Here is a 15,134-nt window from a genome sequence, read left to right as displayed (position 1 = left end):
GATCCGCCTGGGAATGCGAGACACTGGTCAGTCGTTGTCCCGGGCGGCGGAGCAGAACCGCCCTCCCCGCACCTAGCGCGGGTCGCGATGCGAACCAGGAGATGCAGTGAGCGACGTCCGTAACGTGATCATCATCGGTTCCGGCCCGGCCGGCTACACGGCCGCGCTCTACACGGCACGGGCCTCCCTCAAGCCGCTGGTGTTCGAGGGGGCCGTCACCGCCGGCGGCGCCCTGATGAACACCACCGAGGTCGAGAACTTCCCGGGCTTCCGGGACGGCATCATGGGCCCCGAGCTGATGGACAACATGCGGGCGCAGGCCGAGCGCTTCGGCGCCGAGCTGATCCCGGACGACATCGTCTCGGTCGACCTCACGGGTGACATCAAGACCGTCACCGACTCCGAGGGCAACGTGCACAAGGCGCGCGCCGTGATCGTCACCACCGGCTCCCAGCACCGCAAGCTGGGCCTGCCGAACGAGGACAAGCTCTCCGGTCGCGGTGTCTCCTGGTGCGCCACCTGCGACGGCTTCTTCTTCCGCGACCAGGACATCGCCGTGGTCGGCGGCGGCGACACCGCCCTGGAGGAGGCGACCTTCCTCTCCCGCTTCGCCAAGAGCGTCACGATCATCCACCGCCGGGACAGCCTGCGCGCCTCCAAGGCGATGCAGGAGCGTGCCTTCGCCGACGAGAAGATCCGCTTCGAGTGGGACAGCGCGGTCGAGGCCATCCACGGCGACCCGAAGCTGACCGGCGTCACCCTGCGCGACACCACCACCGGCGAGACCCGCGAGCTGGCCGTCACCGGCCTGTTCATCGCGATCGGCCACGACCCGCGCACCGACCTGTTCAAGGGCCAGCTGGACCTCGACGCGGAGGGCTACCTCAAGGTCGAGGCGCCCTCGACCCGGACCAACATCCCGGGCGTGTTCGGCGCCGGCGACGTCGTGGACCACACCTACCGCCAGGCCATCACCGCCTCCGGCACCGGCTGCTCCGCCGCGCTGGACGCCGAGCGCCACCTCGCCGCCCTGGACGACCTGGAGGCCAAGGCCACCGCCGCCGTGGCGGTCTGACCTCCTCCACCGACCGACCCCCGGCGGGGGTGTGACACCCGTTTCACGTGAAACACCCCCGCCCCGGCCAGGGCGAAACAGAACGGGCCCACCCGTTGTTCACCCTGGCAGCAGCCCCCTCCGTCCGAACCCGAGGAGTTCCCGTGGCCGGCGCCACCACCACCGTCACCGACGCGACGTTCAAGGCCGACGTCCTGGACAGCGACAAGCCCGTGCTGGTCGACTTCTGGGCCACCTGGTGCGGCCCGTGCCGCCAGGTCGCCCCGATCCTGGAGGAGATCGCGGCCGAGCACGGCGACAAGCTGACCATCGCCAAGCTGGACGTGGACGCCAACCAGGCGACCGCGGCCGAGTACAACGTGATCTCGATCCCGACCCTGATCCTCTACAAGGGCGGCGAGCCGGTGAAGTCCATCACCGGTGCCCGTCCGAAGGCCGCACTGCTGCGCGAGCTGGACGGCTTCATCTAGGTCGACCGGTCGTCGACCGTACGGCGGCGGGGCTCCCCACACCAGGGAGCCCCGCCGTCGTCGTTCCCAGCCACCTCAGAACGGCCGCAGCGCCGGCTCCTTGCGCGCCCCGCCGAGCAGCCGCTCCAGCGCCACCTCCACATCGCCCCGCCAGGACAGCGTGGTGCGCGCCTCCAACCGCAGTCGCGGGTAGCGGTGGTGCGAGCGGACGGTCTTGAAGCCGACCGCGAGCAGGTGGTCGGCCGGCAGCACGCAGCTGACCGGCTCAGAACCGGCCGAGCCGAAGGCCTCGATCGCCCGCACCCCGCGCCCGAGCAGGTCCTTGGCCACGGTCTGCACCAGCACCCGGCCGAGCCCCTGCCGCTGGTAGCCCGGAACCACCCGGCTGACCATCAGCTGGACGGCGTCCGGCGAGACCGGACTGGTCGGGAAGGACTGCGACCGGGGGACGTAGGCGGGCGGCGCGTACAGCACGAAGCCGGCCGGCTGGTCGTCCACGTAGACGATCCGACCGCAGGACCCCCACTCCAGCAGCACCGCGGAGATCCACCCCTCCTTCTCCAGCTCCGGCTTCCCGGACTCCACCGCCGCCTTCCCGCTGACCGGGTCCAGCTCCCAGAACACGCAGGAGCGGCAGGTCGTCGGCAGATCGGCGAGGTTGTCCAGGGTCAGCGGAGCGATCCGGCGTCCCATGCCCCGCACCTCCTCCTCCACTTCACGGTCGAGCATGCCCCCACAAACGCCGATGGGTGCATGTTTCACGTGAAACAGTGCTCACGCGGAACATGCACCCATCGGGTGTCGTCCCCGGCCCGGCTCAGCCCTGCGACAGCCGCAGACCGTCCTCGCCCGGGGCCAGGCTGTCCAGGATCCGGTTCAGGTCCTCCACCGAACCGAACTCCAGCACCACCTTGCCCTTGCCCAGCTTGCCGCCGCGCTGCGACACCTCGACCTTGACCCGGGTGTCGAAGCGGTCCGACAGCCGGCTCGCCAGATCGTTGAAGGCCGGGGAGATCAGCTTGCCCGCCTTCGGCGCCTGGCGCTTCGGCTTCCGGTCCTCCTCCTCGGCCATCAGCGCGACGATCTCCTCGGTGGTCCGCACCGAGAGGCCCTCCGCGACGATCCGCTTGGCCAGCAGCTCCCGCCGCTCGTCGTCCGGCACCCCGAGCAGCGCCCGGGCGTGGCCGGCGGTCAGCACGCCGGCGGCGACCCGGCTCTGCACGGTGGGCGAGAGCTTCAGCAGCCGCAGCGTGTTGGAGACGTGCGAACGCGAGCGGCCGATCCGGTCGGCCAGCTCGTCGTGGGTGCAGGAGAAGTCCCGCAGCAGCTGGTCGTAGGCGGCCGCCTCCTCCAGCGGGTTCAGCTCGGCCCGGTGCAGGTTCTCCAGCAGGGCGTCCAGCAGCAGCTTGTCGTCCTCGGTGGCGCGGACGATCGCCGGGATCTGCTGCAGCCCGGCCTCCTTGGAGGCGCGCCAGCGGCGCTCGCCCATGATCAGCTCGAAGCGCTCGGGCGCGACCTGGCGCACCACGATCGGCTGGAGCAGACCGACCTCCTTGATCGAGACGACCAGCTCGGCCAGCTTGTCGTCGTCGAAGACCTCACGCGGCTGACGCGGGTTGGACGTGATCGCGTCCAGCGGCAGCTCCGCGAAGAAGGCGCCGGCCACCGGCGCCGGCTGCGCCTGCTCGGCCCGCTTCTCCGCGGCCACCCGGGCCGCCACCGTGCCGCGGCCGGTCGGCAGCGTCGGTACCGAGGTCGGCGACGTCGCGTCGGCCGCCCCCACCGGGGCCGGTGCCGGCGCGGGCGAGGCCCCGCCGTCCACCGGCACGGCGGGGCGGATCAGCGCCTCCAGTCCTCGTCCCAAACCCCTGCGACCACTCACCGATGACCCTCCGTCGTACCGTGCTGTGCCACCGGGGCTCCGTGCCCCGTACCGCTGCCGTGCCGCTGCTGCCCCAGGAGCGGGCCGCCGCCCGCCCCCACCGCGCGCAGCCCGAGCTCGCGGGCGGCCTCCAGGTAGGAGAGCGCCCCGGTCGAGCCCGGGTCGTAGGTGAGGACCGTCTGACCGTAGCTGGGCGCCTCCGAGATGCGCACCGAGCGCGGGATCGCGGTGCTCAGCACCTCCTGCGGGAAGTGCGTCCGGACCTCCTCGGCGACCTGGGCGGCCAGCCTGGTCCGGGCGTCGTACATGGTGAGCAGGATGGTCGAGACGTGCAGCGCGGGGTTGAGGTGCGCGCGCACCAGCTCGACGTTGCGCAGCAGCTGGCCCAGGCCCTCCAGCGCGTAGTACTCGCACTGGATCGGGATCAGCACCTCCCGCCCGGCCACCAGGGCGTTGACCGTCAGCAGGCCCAGCGAGGGCGGACAGTCGATCAGGACGTAGTCCAGCGGCTGCTCGTAGGCGGCGATGGCGCGCTGGAGCCGGCTCTCCCGGGCCACCAGCGACACCAGCTCGATCTCGGCGCCGGCCAGGTCGATGGTCGCGGGGACGCAGAACAGCCCCTCGACGTCCACCACCGGCTGCACCACGTCGGCGAGCGGCTTGCCCTCGACCAGGACGTCGTAGACGGAGGGCACATCGGCGTGGTGGTCGATGCCGAGGGCGGTGGAGGCGTTGCCCTGCGGGTCGAGGTCGACGACCAGGACGCGCAGTCCGTGCATGGCGAGCGAGGCGGCCAGGTTGACGGTGGTGGTGGTCTTGCCGACCCCGCCCTTCTGGTTGGCGACCACGATCACCCGGGTGGCGCCTGGGCGGGGAAGACCCTCACCCGCTCGGCCGATCGCCTGAACCGCAGCCTGGGCAGCCCTCGCGATGGGCGTGTCATCGATCTGGTCGATGGTCTCCGAGTCCTGCATGAGGGTCAGTGTTTCACGTGAAACCGGAGCGGCAACAGTCGCCGCCCGGCTGCGGCCGAGGATTCCCGAGAGCAAGGAGCGACGTTTCACGTGAAACACCATGCCCGCTATGTCGGAAATCTGACGTTGCGACACTCCGGTGTCCTCCCGTCGACCGGCCGTCACCCCGACGGCCACCGGAACGACGACGGGCGGGCGGCTCCCCCTCAGGAGGAACCACCCGCCCGTTGTCGAGCGTGTCCGGCGTCACCCGCCTCAGCGGGTGCGGCGCCGCCCGCCCCGGCTGCGCTCGCCGGTCCGGACGCCCGCGTTCCGCCCGGCCCGGGCCGCCTTCGCCCGCCGGGTCGCAGCCTTCACCCCGCCGGGGCTCTCCCCCGCCTTGACCTGGACCACCCGGGTCGAGGTCTCCAGGGTGCCCTCGCCGACCGAGATCACGCTCCACTCGACCGCGCCCAGCTTGGTCAGCCCGGCCCGCGAGTCGGCCAGCTCCTGCTCGGCGCTGTCGCCCTTCAGCGCCAGCATCTGCCCGTGCGGACGGAGCAACGGCATCCCCCAGCCGGCCAGCCGGTCCAGCGGCGCCACCGCCCGGGCGGTCACGACGTCCACCGCGAGCTTGCCGACCATCTCCTCGGCGCGGCCGCGCAGCACCGTGACGTTCTCCAGCCCCAGCTCCCGGACGACCTCCTCCAGGAAGGTGGTCCGCCGCAGCAGCGGCTCCAGCAGCGTCACCGAGACGTCCGGACGGGCCAGCGCCACCGGGATGCCCGGCAGGCCGGCGCCGGAGCCGACGTCGCACAGGGTGGAGCCGGCCGGCAGCAGCTCGGCGAGCACCGCGCAGTTGAGGACGTGCCGGTCCCAGAGCCGGGGCACCTCGCGCGGCCCGATCAGCCCGCGCCGCACGCCCGCGGTGGCCAGCAGCTCGGTGTAGCGGACCGCGGCGTCGAAACGATCACCGAAGACCTCCCGGGCGACGGCCGGGGCCTCGGCCAGCTCGGGCACCTCGGTCGCCTCGACCGCCTCGACGGCCGGCCCCGCAGCGGCCGGATTCACGTCGTCCGCCCCCGGCTGGCCAGCGGCCGCGTTCTCCGTGTCCATCTCGACCTCTCCGATCCCCGGATCCACCGACCCGCTCTCCGCACAGTTTCACGTGAAACATCTCGCGCCGGGCCCACGCCCCGCGAAGGGACGACGACCCCGCCCGCACGAGGCGGACGGGGTCGCGTCCGGTGAAGCCCACCGGCCGCCGAGGCGACCGGTCGTCGTGCTGCCGACCTCAGGCCGGCAGCACGACCACGCACCGCTCGGGCTCCTCGCCCTCCGACTCGCTGCGCAGACCGGCGGCCGCGACCGCGTCGTGGACGACCTTGCGCTCGAAGGGCGTCATCGGCCGCAGCTTGACCTGCTCGCCGCTGCTCTTCGCCTGCTCGGCGGCCTCGGCACCGAGCGCGGCCAGCTCGGAGCGCTTGCGGGCCCGGAAGCCGGCAATGTCCAGCATGAGGCGGCTGCGCTCCCCGGTCTCCCGGTGGACAGCCAACCGGGTCAGCTCCTGCAGCGCCTCCAGCACCTCGCCGTCCTGGCCGACCAGGCGCTGCAGCGCGCGGTCGTTGCCCTCACCGACGATGGAGACCAGAGCGCGGTCGCCCTCGACGTCCATGTCGATGTCACCGTCGAGGTCGGCGATGTCGAGCAGACCCTCCAGGTAGTCCGCCGCGATGTCGCCCTCCTGCTCCAGTCGGGCGATGACGTTCTCGTCGGTGCTGGCGGCGGCCTCGGCCTCGACGGCGGAGGTGGTGCCTTCCGTCACTGATGGACTCCTTCGGAGATGGGCCCAGATTGGTGGGCCGGGAACGAAGCTCTGCGCGCTGTCACAACGGGTCCAGGGCCGGTCAGGACTTCTTCTTCGGCCGCTGGCCGCCACGCTTGGGCTGCTGCCGAGCGGTGCCCGGCTTGGCCGCGCCGGGCTTGGCCGGGCCCTGCTGGGCGGCCGCCGGCTTGGCACCGGAGTCGGCCGGGACGGTGTCGGCGGGCTCCTCGGCCGGAGCCTCGGTGTCCTTGGTCAGGTCGGCGGTCTGCTGACCGGCACCGCTCTGCTGGCGCTGCGCCTTGGTCTGCTTGCGGGGCTGCTGGCGGCGCGCCTGCGCCGACTCCTCGACCACGGCGGCCGCCGCCGAGGCGGCGTCGAGGGTCGACTTGGACGGGGGCAGCAGGCCCCAGAGCGCGCCCTTGATCTCCGAACCGTCCGGGTTCAGCCGGCCGGCCTTCTTCAGACGGACCTGCCGCTCGTCCCACGCCTTGCTGCCCGGGGTCGGGTTGTTGTGGATGACGATCAGCTGCTGGCCCATCGACCAGACGTTGGTGGTCAGCCAGTAGACCAGGACACCGACGGGGAAGTTGATGCCCATCACGGCGAACATCACCGGGAAGACGTACATCAGCATCTTCTGCTGCTGCATGAACGGCGTCTTGACCGTGAGGTCGACGTTCTTGGTCATCAGCTGGCGCTGGGTGATGAACTGCGACAGCGACATCATGATGATCATCACCGCGGTGACGATCTTGACGCTGGTCTCGTGGCTGCTGACGAAGGTCGCGGACAGCGGGGCACCGAAGATGTGCGCCTTGCCGGCGCTCAGCAGCAGGTCGCCGTGGATGACGCCGATCGGCTCGCTCTTGGCGACCTTGGCGAGCACGCCGTAGAGGGCGGTGAAGAACGGCGCCTGCACGATGATGGGAAGGCAGCTGGAGAACGGGTTGGTCCCCGCCTCCTTGTACAGCTTCATCATCTCTTCGGACTGGCGCTGCTTGTCGTTCTTGTAGCGCTCCTGGATGGCCTTCATCTTCGGCTGGATCGCCTGCATGGCCCGGGTCGCCTTGATCTGCTTCACGAAGAGCGGGATCAGGCAGATCCGGATGACGACCACCATCGAGGCGATGGCCAGACCCCAGGCCCAGCCACCGTCCGGGTCGAAGATGTTGCTGTACAGCGAGTGGAACTGGACGATGATCCAGGACACCGCTGTGTACAGGGGATTCAGGAAGGAGAAGGTCACCGGTCAGGCTCCTTGGACATGTGGATTGGCCCCTCGGGGCCAATGGTCGCCGGGCCCTCGGGGTCCGGACCGGCGGGGGTCGTGGTCACCGGCTGTCCGGTGGCGGACCGGCTGCTCAGCCAGTCTCGCAGCCGCCGGTGCCACACCGGATGCTTACGCGGCGGAACGTGATCGACCCCGCCGGGCGTCCACGGATTGCAGCGCAGGATGCGCCACACGGTCAGTCCGCCGCCCTTGACCGCCCCGTGCACCTTCACGGCCTCGTAGCCGTAGTGCGAACAGGAGGGGTAGTAACGGCAGACCGGACCGAGCAGTGGGCTGATGGTCCACTGGTAGACCCTGATCAGACCCATCAGCAGGAACTTCATCGTCCTGCTCCCGTCGGCGCCGTCGTGGCGGACTCCACCTTCAGCAACCGTTTCAGCGCCGCGTCCAGGTCACGTTCGAGGTCCTGGTACGAGGCGGTCGCGGCCTGGGGCAGCGCACGCACCACTATCAGGCTACCGGCGGGCAGCCTGGAAAGACGATCACGAACGAGGTGCCGCAACCGGCGCTTGACCAGGTTGCGAACGACCGCCGGGCCGACGGCCTTGCTCACGACGAAACCCGCACGCGCCGAAGGAGTCCCCTCGGCGACGTGCGGGCGGGAGTCGCTGGTCCGGTCGGTCTGCCCCTTGGGGTCGCCTTCTCTGCTGAGATGGACGACCAGAAGGGGCCGGCCGGCCCGGCGACCGCGTTTCACCGCGGTCGCGAAGTCCTGGCGCCGCCGCAGCCGATTCTCGGAGGGCAGCACAACAGACTCTGTCGTGGATCAGGCGGACAGGCTGGTGCGGCCCTTGCCACGGCGGGCAGCCAGGATGGCGCGGCCGGCGCGGGTACGCATACGCAGCCGGAAGCCGTGGGTCTTCGCGCGACGACGGTTGTTCGGCTGGAAGGTGCGCTTGCTCACTCGGGGGCTCCTGAGGTGAATCGTAGGATGACGGGGGATCGCTTGGCCGTCACCGTGCGTCCGCGTGATCTCCCCTGATTCGGAAATCCGGCCCATCGCCCCAGTTCGGCTGGGGTTCAGGGCAATCCACGGCGCCCGTGCTGCGCGCCTTATGGAGCGGGTGGACCCGCGGACATGCGGCAGCGGCCATCGACAACTCGACCTGGTTACGGTACGCGGGACGGGGCACGAGGGTCAAACCAGCTTTTTCGAGCGGACCCCCGGAGGGCACCCGGAGCCCCCTTCGCCCACAGCCTGTGGACAACGACTTGATCCGGCTCTGTTCGCTGACTACCGTTGCAGGACTTGTCTGGTTTGTTCTTCGTGTTCTTCCTCGTGGGGTCGGTCCGCCGGAGACGGACCCGCCGATCCACAGTCTCCTGATCCACCACCCCCTGCTGGAGCCGCGGGGAACCGAGAAAGCGTGCACCAGTGGCTGATGTCAACAGCGACCTCGTCCCGGTCTGGGCGAGAGTCGTCGAGCGGCTGGTCAGCGACCCGGACGTCGGGGAGATGGACAAGCAGTGGGTGCAGCGCACCCAGCCGATGTGGATGATGCACGACACCGCCCTGCTGGCGACCCCCAACGAGCGGGCCAAGCAGGTGCTGGAGGGCCGGCTGCTGCCGCAGCTCACCGAGGCCCTCAGCCGCGAGCTCAGCCGTCCGGTGCGGATCGCCGTGATGGTCGACGCCAACGCCGTCCCGACCACCCCCGCGCCCGCCGCCCAGGCCCCGGCCGAGCCGTACCCCGGCCCGACCGGGGAGGATGCCGGCGGCTACGGCGGCCAGGACTACCAGCAGCCGTACGAGCAGGACTACGACCGGCCCCGCTACGACACCGGCGGCTACGAGCAGCGCCCCGCGCCGTACGGCGGCCCGGCGGCCGGCCCGACCTGGCCCGGCTACCCCGAGCAGGGCGGGTACCAGGAACAAGGCGGCTACCCGGAGCAGGGCGGCGGCTACCCCGACCAGAACGGGTACCAGGAGCAGGGCGGCTACCCCGAGCAGGGTGGCGGCTACCAGGAGCAGCCCCCCGGCTACCGCGAGGCCGACGAGCCGTCCCGGCCGGCGCCGCGCCCAATGCCCGGCCCGCCCTCGACCACCCAGGGCGACCTGTTCGGCGGCGCCTACGGCCCCGGCCCGAACGAGCAGCCCCGCGCCGGTGCCGGCCGCCGCGCCCTCGGCGCACGCCCGGCCGGCGGCCGTCCCGCGGACAAGAACGCGCCGGAACGCGCCACCGAGCGCCCGGCCGTCCCCGGCGTGCCCGCCCCGCCCGGCGCCCCGCCGGCCGGCGGCTCCCGCAAGGACGAGCCGGCCGCCCGGCTGAACCCCAAGTACCTCTTCGACACCTTCGTCATCGGCGCCAGCAACCGCTTCGCGCACGCGGCGGCGGTGGCGGTCGCCGAGGCCCCGGCCAAGGCGTACAACCCGCTCTTCATCTACGGCGAGTCCGGGCTGGGCAAGACCCACCTGTTGCACGCCATCGGGCACTACTCGCGCAGTCTCTTCCCGGGCACCCGGGTGCGCTACGTGTCCTCGGAGGAGTTCACCAACGAGTTCATCAACTCGATCCGGGACGGCAAGGCGGACACCTTCCGCCGGCGCTACCGGGACATGGACATCCTGCTCGTGGACGACATCCAGTTCCTCGCGAGCAAGGAGTCCACGCAGGAGGAGTTCTTCCACACCTTCAACACCCTGCACAACGCGAACAAGCAGATCGTCCTCTCCTCGGACCGGCCGCCCAAGCTGCTGACCACGCTGGAGGACCGGCTGCGCAACCGCTTCGAGTGGGGCCTGATCACCGACGTCACCCCGCCGGAGCTGGAGACCCGGATCGCGATCCTTCGCAAGAAGGCGATCCAGGAGCAACTCAACGCCCCGGCCGACGTGTTGGAGTTCATCGCGTCCCGGATCACCCGCAACATCCGGGAGTTGGAGGGCGCCCTGATCCGGGTCACCGCCTTCGCCAACCTCAACCGGGCGCCGGTGGACCTGGAGTTGGCCGGGATCGTCCTCAAGGACCTGATCCCGGGCGGGGACGAGGACGCCGGGCCGGAGATCACCGCGCAGGTCATCATGCAGCAGACCGCCGCGTACTTCGGGCTGGGTGTGGACGACCTCTGCGGATCCTCGCGCAGCCGCGTCCTGGTGACGGCCCGTCAGATCGCCATGTACCTCTGCCGGGAGCTGACCGACCTCTCGCTGCCGAAGATCGGCGCGCAGTTCGGCGGCCGCGACCACACCACGGTGATGCACGCGGACCGCAAGATCCGCTCGCTGATGGCCGAGCGCCGGTCGATCTACAACCAGGTCACCGAGCTGACCAACCGCATCAAGAGCTAGCCGCAGGGCCGGTGTCGGGCCCGTGCCGGGTCCGGTGCCGAGGTGGCCGGAAAGGGCGTCAGGAGCGATCCTGACGCCCTTTTCTCGTGTCCGCAGGTGTGCCTCGGGCGCCGGCTGGGCAGAGATGCCGTCGACGGACGTTGCGCCAGTCCACAGCCCGCGCCGAACATCTGACCGGTGATTCGAAAACCGGGGCCGCGCAGGGCAGTTGTCCACAGGGCGGGTACCTTCCCCGTAGTCCACAGGCCGGGGCGTCCGAAGTTATCCAGAATTCGTCCACAGGCGTGTCGCCGCTACGCTCTTCCGCGCAGGTCAGGTGCCTGTGGACTTGTGCACAACCGTTATCCACAGGGTGTGGACAATTGACGGGCCGCCAATGGGCCATCCGGGTTGTCCACCGGTTGTCCCCAGGGGAGGGGCGGTTATCCCCAGGTTGTCCACAGCATGATCCACAGTTCGACAAGCGTGGGGCGGCGTTCATGCCCTGGTGTGAAAGGCGTCACGTAAAGTTGACCGGCGCCCGTGGATAACCGGGCCCGGATCTGGGGACAGCCCTGGGGATAACCTGTGGATACCCAGCGTGCCCTGTGGGTAACGCTCCGCTGTCCACAGCACCGCGTGTTCGTCCACAGCCGCCGTCCACACCCGCTGTGGACAAAAAAGTGGGTCTGACCTGGGGAAACGGGGTTATCCACGGTTTCCACAGGCCCTACTACTACCACTACACATTTAGACCCATCGACTCGCTTGAAAGTGGGTGGGCCCCGAATCTGTGGACAACCGCGCCCCGACATCTGTTCGGCTTGCTTCCGCCCGTCTGCCCCGTCTGTCGGCGGAGTACGTCAGACTGTCCTCGGCGACTGGAAGCGGAGTGGCACAGCTCGGTGGACAGCCAGACCGACGATCAAGATCAGACGAACCAGAGTGCGAGCGGGAGCGCTCGATCCAGGAGGCGGTTACCGGTGAAGTTCCGGGTGGAGCGTGACGTCCTCGCGGAGGCGGTGGCCTGGGCTGCCCGCAGCCTCCCGGCACGGCCGCCGGTGCCGGTGCTGGCCGGCCTGCTGCTGACGGCACAGGACGGCAGCCTGGCGCTGTCCGGCTTCGACTACGAGGTCTCGGCCCGGGTCGAGCTGGAGGCCGACATCGAGGAGGCGGGCACCGTCCTGGTCTCCGGTCGGCTGCTGAACGACATCTCGCGCAACCTGCCGAACCGGCCGGTGGAGATCTCCACCGACGGCCAGCGGGTCAGCGTGGTCTGCGGCAGTTCCCGCTTCACCCTCCCCACCCTCCCGGTGGACGAGTACCCGGCGCTGCCCCAGATGCCGACCGCCACGGGCACCGTCTCGGGCGACGTGTTCGCCTCCGCGGTCAGCCAGGCCGCGGTGGCCGCCGGCCGCGACGACACCCTCCCGGTGCTCACCGGTGTCCGGGTCGAGATCGAGGGCGACCGGATCACCCTGGCCGCCACCGACCGCTACCGCTTCGCGGTCCGCGACCTGCTGTGGAAGCCCGAGCAGTCGGACATCTCGGCCGTCGCCCTGGTGCCCGCCAAGACGCTGCAGGACATCGCCAAGTCCCTGGGCAGCGGCGACAACGTCTCGATCGCGCTCTCCTCGGGCGGCGCGGGCGAGGGCCTGATCGGCTTCGAGGGCGCCGGCCGCCGGACGACCACGCGGCTGCTGGAGGGCGAGTTCCCCAAGTTCCGCAGCCTGTTCCCGACGGAGTTCAGCGCCGTCGCCGCGATCCAGACCCAGCCCTTCCTGGAGGCGCTCAAGCGCGTCTCGCTGGTCGCCGAGCGCAACACCCCGGTCCGGCTCAGCTTCGAGCAGGGCGTGCTGACCCTGGAGGCGGGCTCGGGCGACGACGCCCAGGCCACCGAGCGGATCGACGCCGACCTGGAGGGCGACGACATCTCGATCGCCTTCAACCCGGGCTACCTGGAGGAGGGCCTCAAGGCCATCGACTCCGCCTACGCCCAGCTGAGCTTCACCACGCCGACCAAGCCCGCGCTGCTCAGCGGCAAGGCCTCGGTGGACGCCGAGGAGGACAAGGCGTACCAGTACCTGATCATGCCGGTCCGCCTCTCCGGCTGACCTCGCGGCCGCTGCCCCGAGGCCGTCACCCACAGGCTGTGCACACCGGCTGTGCACAGCCTGTGGGCGTCCTCCCCCGGTCGGCCCGACCACAGGGAGCCGCCACCGCCGCAGCGCGTAGGCTCGGGGGCGTGCGGCAACGGCGCCGCCGGCAGGCACGTCACCACAGGTAAGGACTTGGTCATGGAGCTCGGCCTCATCGGTCTCGGCAAGATGGGCGGCAACATGCGCGAGCGGATCCGCCGCGCCGGCCACACCGTCATCGGCTACGACCGCAACCCGGACATCTCCGACGTCGAGAGCCTCCAGGAGCTCGTCTCCAAGCTGCAGGGCCCGCGGGTGATCTGGGTGATGGTCCCGGCCGGCGCCGCCACCCAGGCGACCGTCGACGAGCTCGCCGAGCTGCTCTCCCCCGGCGACGTGGTGGTCGACGGCGGCAACTCCCGCTGGACCGACGACATCAAGCACGCCGAGGCGCTGGCCGCCAAGGGCATCGGCTTCGTCGACTGCGGCGTCTCCGGCGGCGTCTGGGGCCTGGAGAACGGCTACGCCCTGATGTACGGCGGCGACGCCGAGCACGTGGCCCGCGTCCAGCCGGTGTTCGACTCGCTCAAGCCCGAGGGCGACTTCGGCTCGGTGCACGCGGGTGCCGTGGGCGCCGGCCACTTCGCCAAGATGGTCCACAACGGCATCGAGTACGCGATGATGCAGGCCTTCGCCGAGGGCTGGGAGCTGCTGGAGGCCGCCCCCGAGGTCACCGACGTGCGCGAGGTCTTCCGCAGCTGGCAGGAGGGCACCGTCATCCGCTCCTGGCTGCTGGACCTGGCCGTCCGCGCGCTGGACGACGACGAGCACCTGGCGAAGCTGCGCGGCTGGGCCGCCGACTCCGGTGAGGGCCGCTGGACCGTCGAGGCCGCGATCGACCACGCGGTGCCGCTGCCGGCGATCACCGCCTCGCTGTTCGCCCGCTTCGCCTCCCGCCAGGACGACTCGCCGCAGATGAAGATGATCGCCGCGCTGCGCAACCAGTTCGGCGGCCACGCGGTCGAGTCCAAGTAACCCGCACCTCCCCAGAAGGCGAGCGCAGTCCACAGCCATGCACGTCGCGCATCTGTCGCTCGCCGACTTCCGGTCGTACGCCCGGGTCGAGGTTCCCCTTGACCCGGGCGTGACGGCCTTCGTCGGTCCCAACGGCCAGGGCAAGACCAACCTGGTCGAGGCGGTCGGCTACGTCGCCACGCTGGGCAGCCACCGGGTCGCCACCGACGCCCCGCTGATCCGGTTGGGCGCCGAGCGGGCGGTGGTCCGCACCTCGGTGGTGGACCGCGGCCGCACCACCCTGGTCGAGCTGGAGCTGACCCCGGGCAAGGCCAACCGGGCCCGGATCAACCGCTCCGACAACGTCCGCCCGCGCGACGTGCTGGGCCTGCTGCGGACCGTCCTGTTCGCCCCCGAGGACCTCAGCCTGGTCAAGGGCGACCCGGGTGAGCGCCGCCGTTTCCTGGACGAGCTGCTGACCGCCCGGGCCCCCCGGCTGGCAGGGGTCCGGCAGGACTACGAGCGGGTCCTCAAACAGCGCAACGCCCTGCTGAAGACCGCCGCGATGGCCCGCCGGGCCGGTGGCGGCAAGGGCGCCGACCTCTCCACCCTGGAGGTCTGGGACGGCCATCTGGCAAGGGCCGGAGCCGAGTTGACGGCGTTCCGGATCCAGCTGGTGGCTTCCCTCCAGCCGTTGGTGGCGGCTGCGTACGGGCAACTGGCCCCGGGCGGCGGCGACACCGTCCTGGAGTACCGCAGCTCCTTCGAGGGCGGGCTGCCGACCAGCCGCGAGCAGGCCGAGGAGCAGCTGCTGAACGCGCTGCAGGCGGTCCGCAAGCAGGAGGTGGACCGCGGCATCACCCTGGTCGGCCCGCACCGCGACGAGCTGGTGCTCAGCCTCGGCCCGCTGCCCGCCAAGGGCTACGCGAGCCACGGCGAGTCCTGGTCGTTCGCGCTGGCGCTGCGGCTGGCCTCGTACGAGCTGCTGCGCGCCGACGGCGGCGAGCCGGTGCTGATCCTGGACGACGTGTTCGCCGAGTTGGACGCGGCCCGCCGGGACCGGCTGGCCGAACTGGTGGCCGGCGGCGAGCAGGTGCTGGTCACCGCGGCGGTCGCCGAGGACGTGCCGAAGGCGCTGGCCGGCGCCCGGTTCGCGGTCGCCGACGGCGCCGTCCGCCGGATCGACGCCTGACTCCCCCCGCACCTTCGCAATCGCCG

The 15,134-nt window shown here is 71.0% G+C and carries 15 protein-coding genes; 6 read left to right on the top strand and 9 right to left on the bottom strand.

What is annotated here, in order from left to right; all coding sequences use genetic code 11:
- Positions 1-106: 106 nt before the first annotated feature.
- Both trxB and trxA read left to right on the top strand, forming a co-directional pair.
- Entirely contained in the window at positions 107-1,075 is a 969-nt protein-coding gene (gene trxB / locus OG556_RS17620; protein WP_371517872.1) for a thioredoxin-disulfide reductase, read from the top strand.
- A 143-nt stretch (positions 1,076-1,218) separates the two neighbouring features.
- The gene (gene trxA, locus OG556_RS17615; protein ID WP_371517871.1) at positions 1,219-1,545 is read left to right on the top strand and encodes a thioredoxin; all 327 of its coding nucleotides are present in this window, start codon (positions 1,219-1,221) and stop codon (positions 1,543-1,545) included.
- 75 nt (positions 1,546-1,620) lie between these two features.
- Here trxA and OG556_RS17610 read toward each other — a convergent pair whose 3' ends face one another.
- From OG556_RS17610 to rpmH, 9 genes are all read right to left on the bottom strand, one after another.
- A complete protein-coding gene (locus tag OG556_RS17610) occupies positions 1,621-2,238 on the bottom strand; it encodes a GNAT family N-acetyltransferase (RefSeq protein ID WP_371522741.1) in 618 nt (205 codons plus the stop codon).
- Between the two features lie 124 nt (positions 2,239-2,362).
- Entirely contained in the window at positions 2,363-3,409 is a 1,047-nt protein-coding gene (locus OG556_RS17605; protein ID WP_371517870.1) for a ParB/RepB/Spo0J family partition protein, read from the bottom strand.
- A 14-nt stretch (positions 3,410-3,423) separates the two neighbouring features.
- On the bottom strand, positions 3,424-4,374 hold the full coding sequence (locus tag OG556_RS17600) for a ParA family protein (RefSeq protein ID WP_371522739.1): 951 nt from the start codon (positions 4,372-4,374) through the stop codon (positions 3,424-3,426).
- Between the two features lie 282 nt (positions 4,375-4,656).
- Positions 4,657-5,496 (bottom strand): 16S rRNA (guanine(527)-N(7))-methyltransferase RsmG, encoded by an 840-nt coding sequence (gene rsmG, locus OG556_RS17595; RefSeq protein WP_371517869.1) that lies wholly within the window; start codon positions 5,494-5,496, stop codon positions 4,657-4,659.
- A gap of 178 nt (positions 5,497-5,674) precedes the next feature.
- Complete coding sequence (locus tag OG556_RS17590; RefSeq protein ID WP_371517868.1) at positions 5,675-6,205, bottom strand: protein jag; 531 nt, start codon at positions 6,203-6,205, stop codon at positions 5,675-5,677.
- Between the two features lie 82 nt (positions 6,206-6,287).
- Entirely contained in the window at positions 6,288-7,451 is a 1,164-nt protein-coding gene (gene yidC / locus OG556_RS17585) for a membrane protein insertase YidC (RefSeq protein WP_363579875.1), read from the bottom strand.
- A complete protein-coding gene (gene yidD / locus OG556_RS17580; protein WP_063348465.1) occupies positions 7,448-7,819 on the bottom strand; it encodes a membrane protein insertion efficiency factor YidD in 372 nt (123 codons plus the stop codon). The genes yidC and yidD overlap by 4 nt, the downstream gene beginning before the upstream one ends.
- Entirely contained in the window at positions 7,816-8,244 is a 429-nt protein-coding gene (rnpA, locus tag OG556_RS17575) for a ribonuclease P protein component (RefSeq protein WP_350876735.1), read from the bottom strand. Before rnpA ends, yidD begins: the two co-directional genes overlap by 4 nt.
- Before the next feature lie 18 nt (positions 8,245-8,262).
- The gene (rpmH, locus tag OG556_RS17570) at positions 8,263-8,400 is read right to left on the bottom strand and encodes a 50S ribosomal protein L34 (protein WP_030392420.1); all 138 of its coding nucleotides are present in this window, start codon (positions 8,398-8,400) and stop codon (positions 8,263-8,265) included.
- A gap of 471 nt (positions 8,401-8,871) precedes the next feature.
- Here rpmH and dnaA point away from each other — a divergent pair, with 471 nt between their 5' ends.
- The 4 genes from dnaA (at position 8,872) to recF (ending at position 15,108) form a co-directional block, all read left to right on the top strand.
- Positions 8,872-10,785, top strand: coding sequence for a chromosomal replication initiator protein DnaA (dnaA, locus tag OG556_RS17565; protein WP_371517867.1), 1,914 nt, complete (start codon positions 8,872-8,874; stop codon positions 10,783-10,785).
- Between the two features lie 962 nt (positions 10,786-11,747).
- Positions 11,748-12,878 carry a DNA polymerase III subunit beta gene (dnaN, locus tag OG556_RS17560; protein WP_363579877.1) on the top strand — a complete coding sequence of 377 codons (1,131 nt, stop codon included), beginning with the start codon at positions 11,748-11,750 and terminating at the stop codon, positions 12,876-12,878.
- Between the two features lie 183 nt (positions 12,879-13,061).
- The gene (gene gnd, locus OG556_RS17555; RefSeq protein WP_363368219.1) at positions 13,062-13,937 is read left to right on the top strand and encodes a phosphogluconate dehydrogenase (NAD(+)-dependent, decarboxylating); all 876 of its coding nucleotides are present in this window, start codon (positions 13,062-13,064) and stop codon (positions 13,935-13,937) included.
- A 37-nt stretch (positions 13,938-13,974) separates the two neighbouring features.
- The gene (gene recF, locus OG556_RS17550) at positions 13,975-15,108 is read left to right on the top strand and encodes a DNA replication/repair protein RecF (protein ID WP_371517866.1); all 1,134 of its coding nucleotides are present in this window, start codon (positions 13,975-13,977) and stop codon (positions 15,106-15,108) included.
- Positions 15,109-15,134: the final 26 nt, after the last annotated feature.

Origin of the sequence: Kitasatospora sp. NBC_01300, assembly GCF_041435235.1 — a bacterium.
Classification (GTDB): Bacteria; Actinomycetota; Actinomycetes; order Streptomycetales; family Streptomycetaceae; genus Kitasatospora.
Note: the sequence above shows the minus strand (reverse complement) of the source record. Positions and strands in the feature narration are given on the sequence as shown.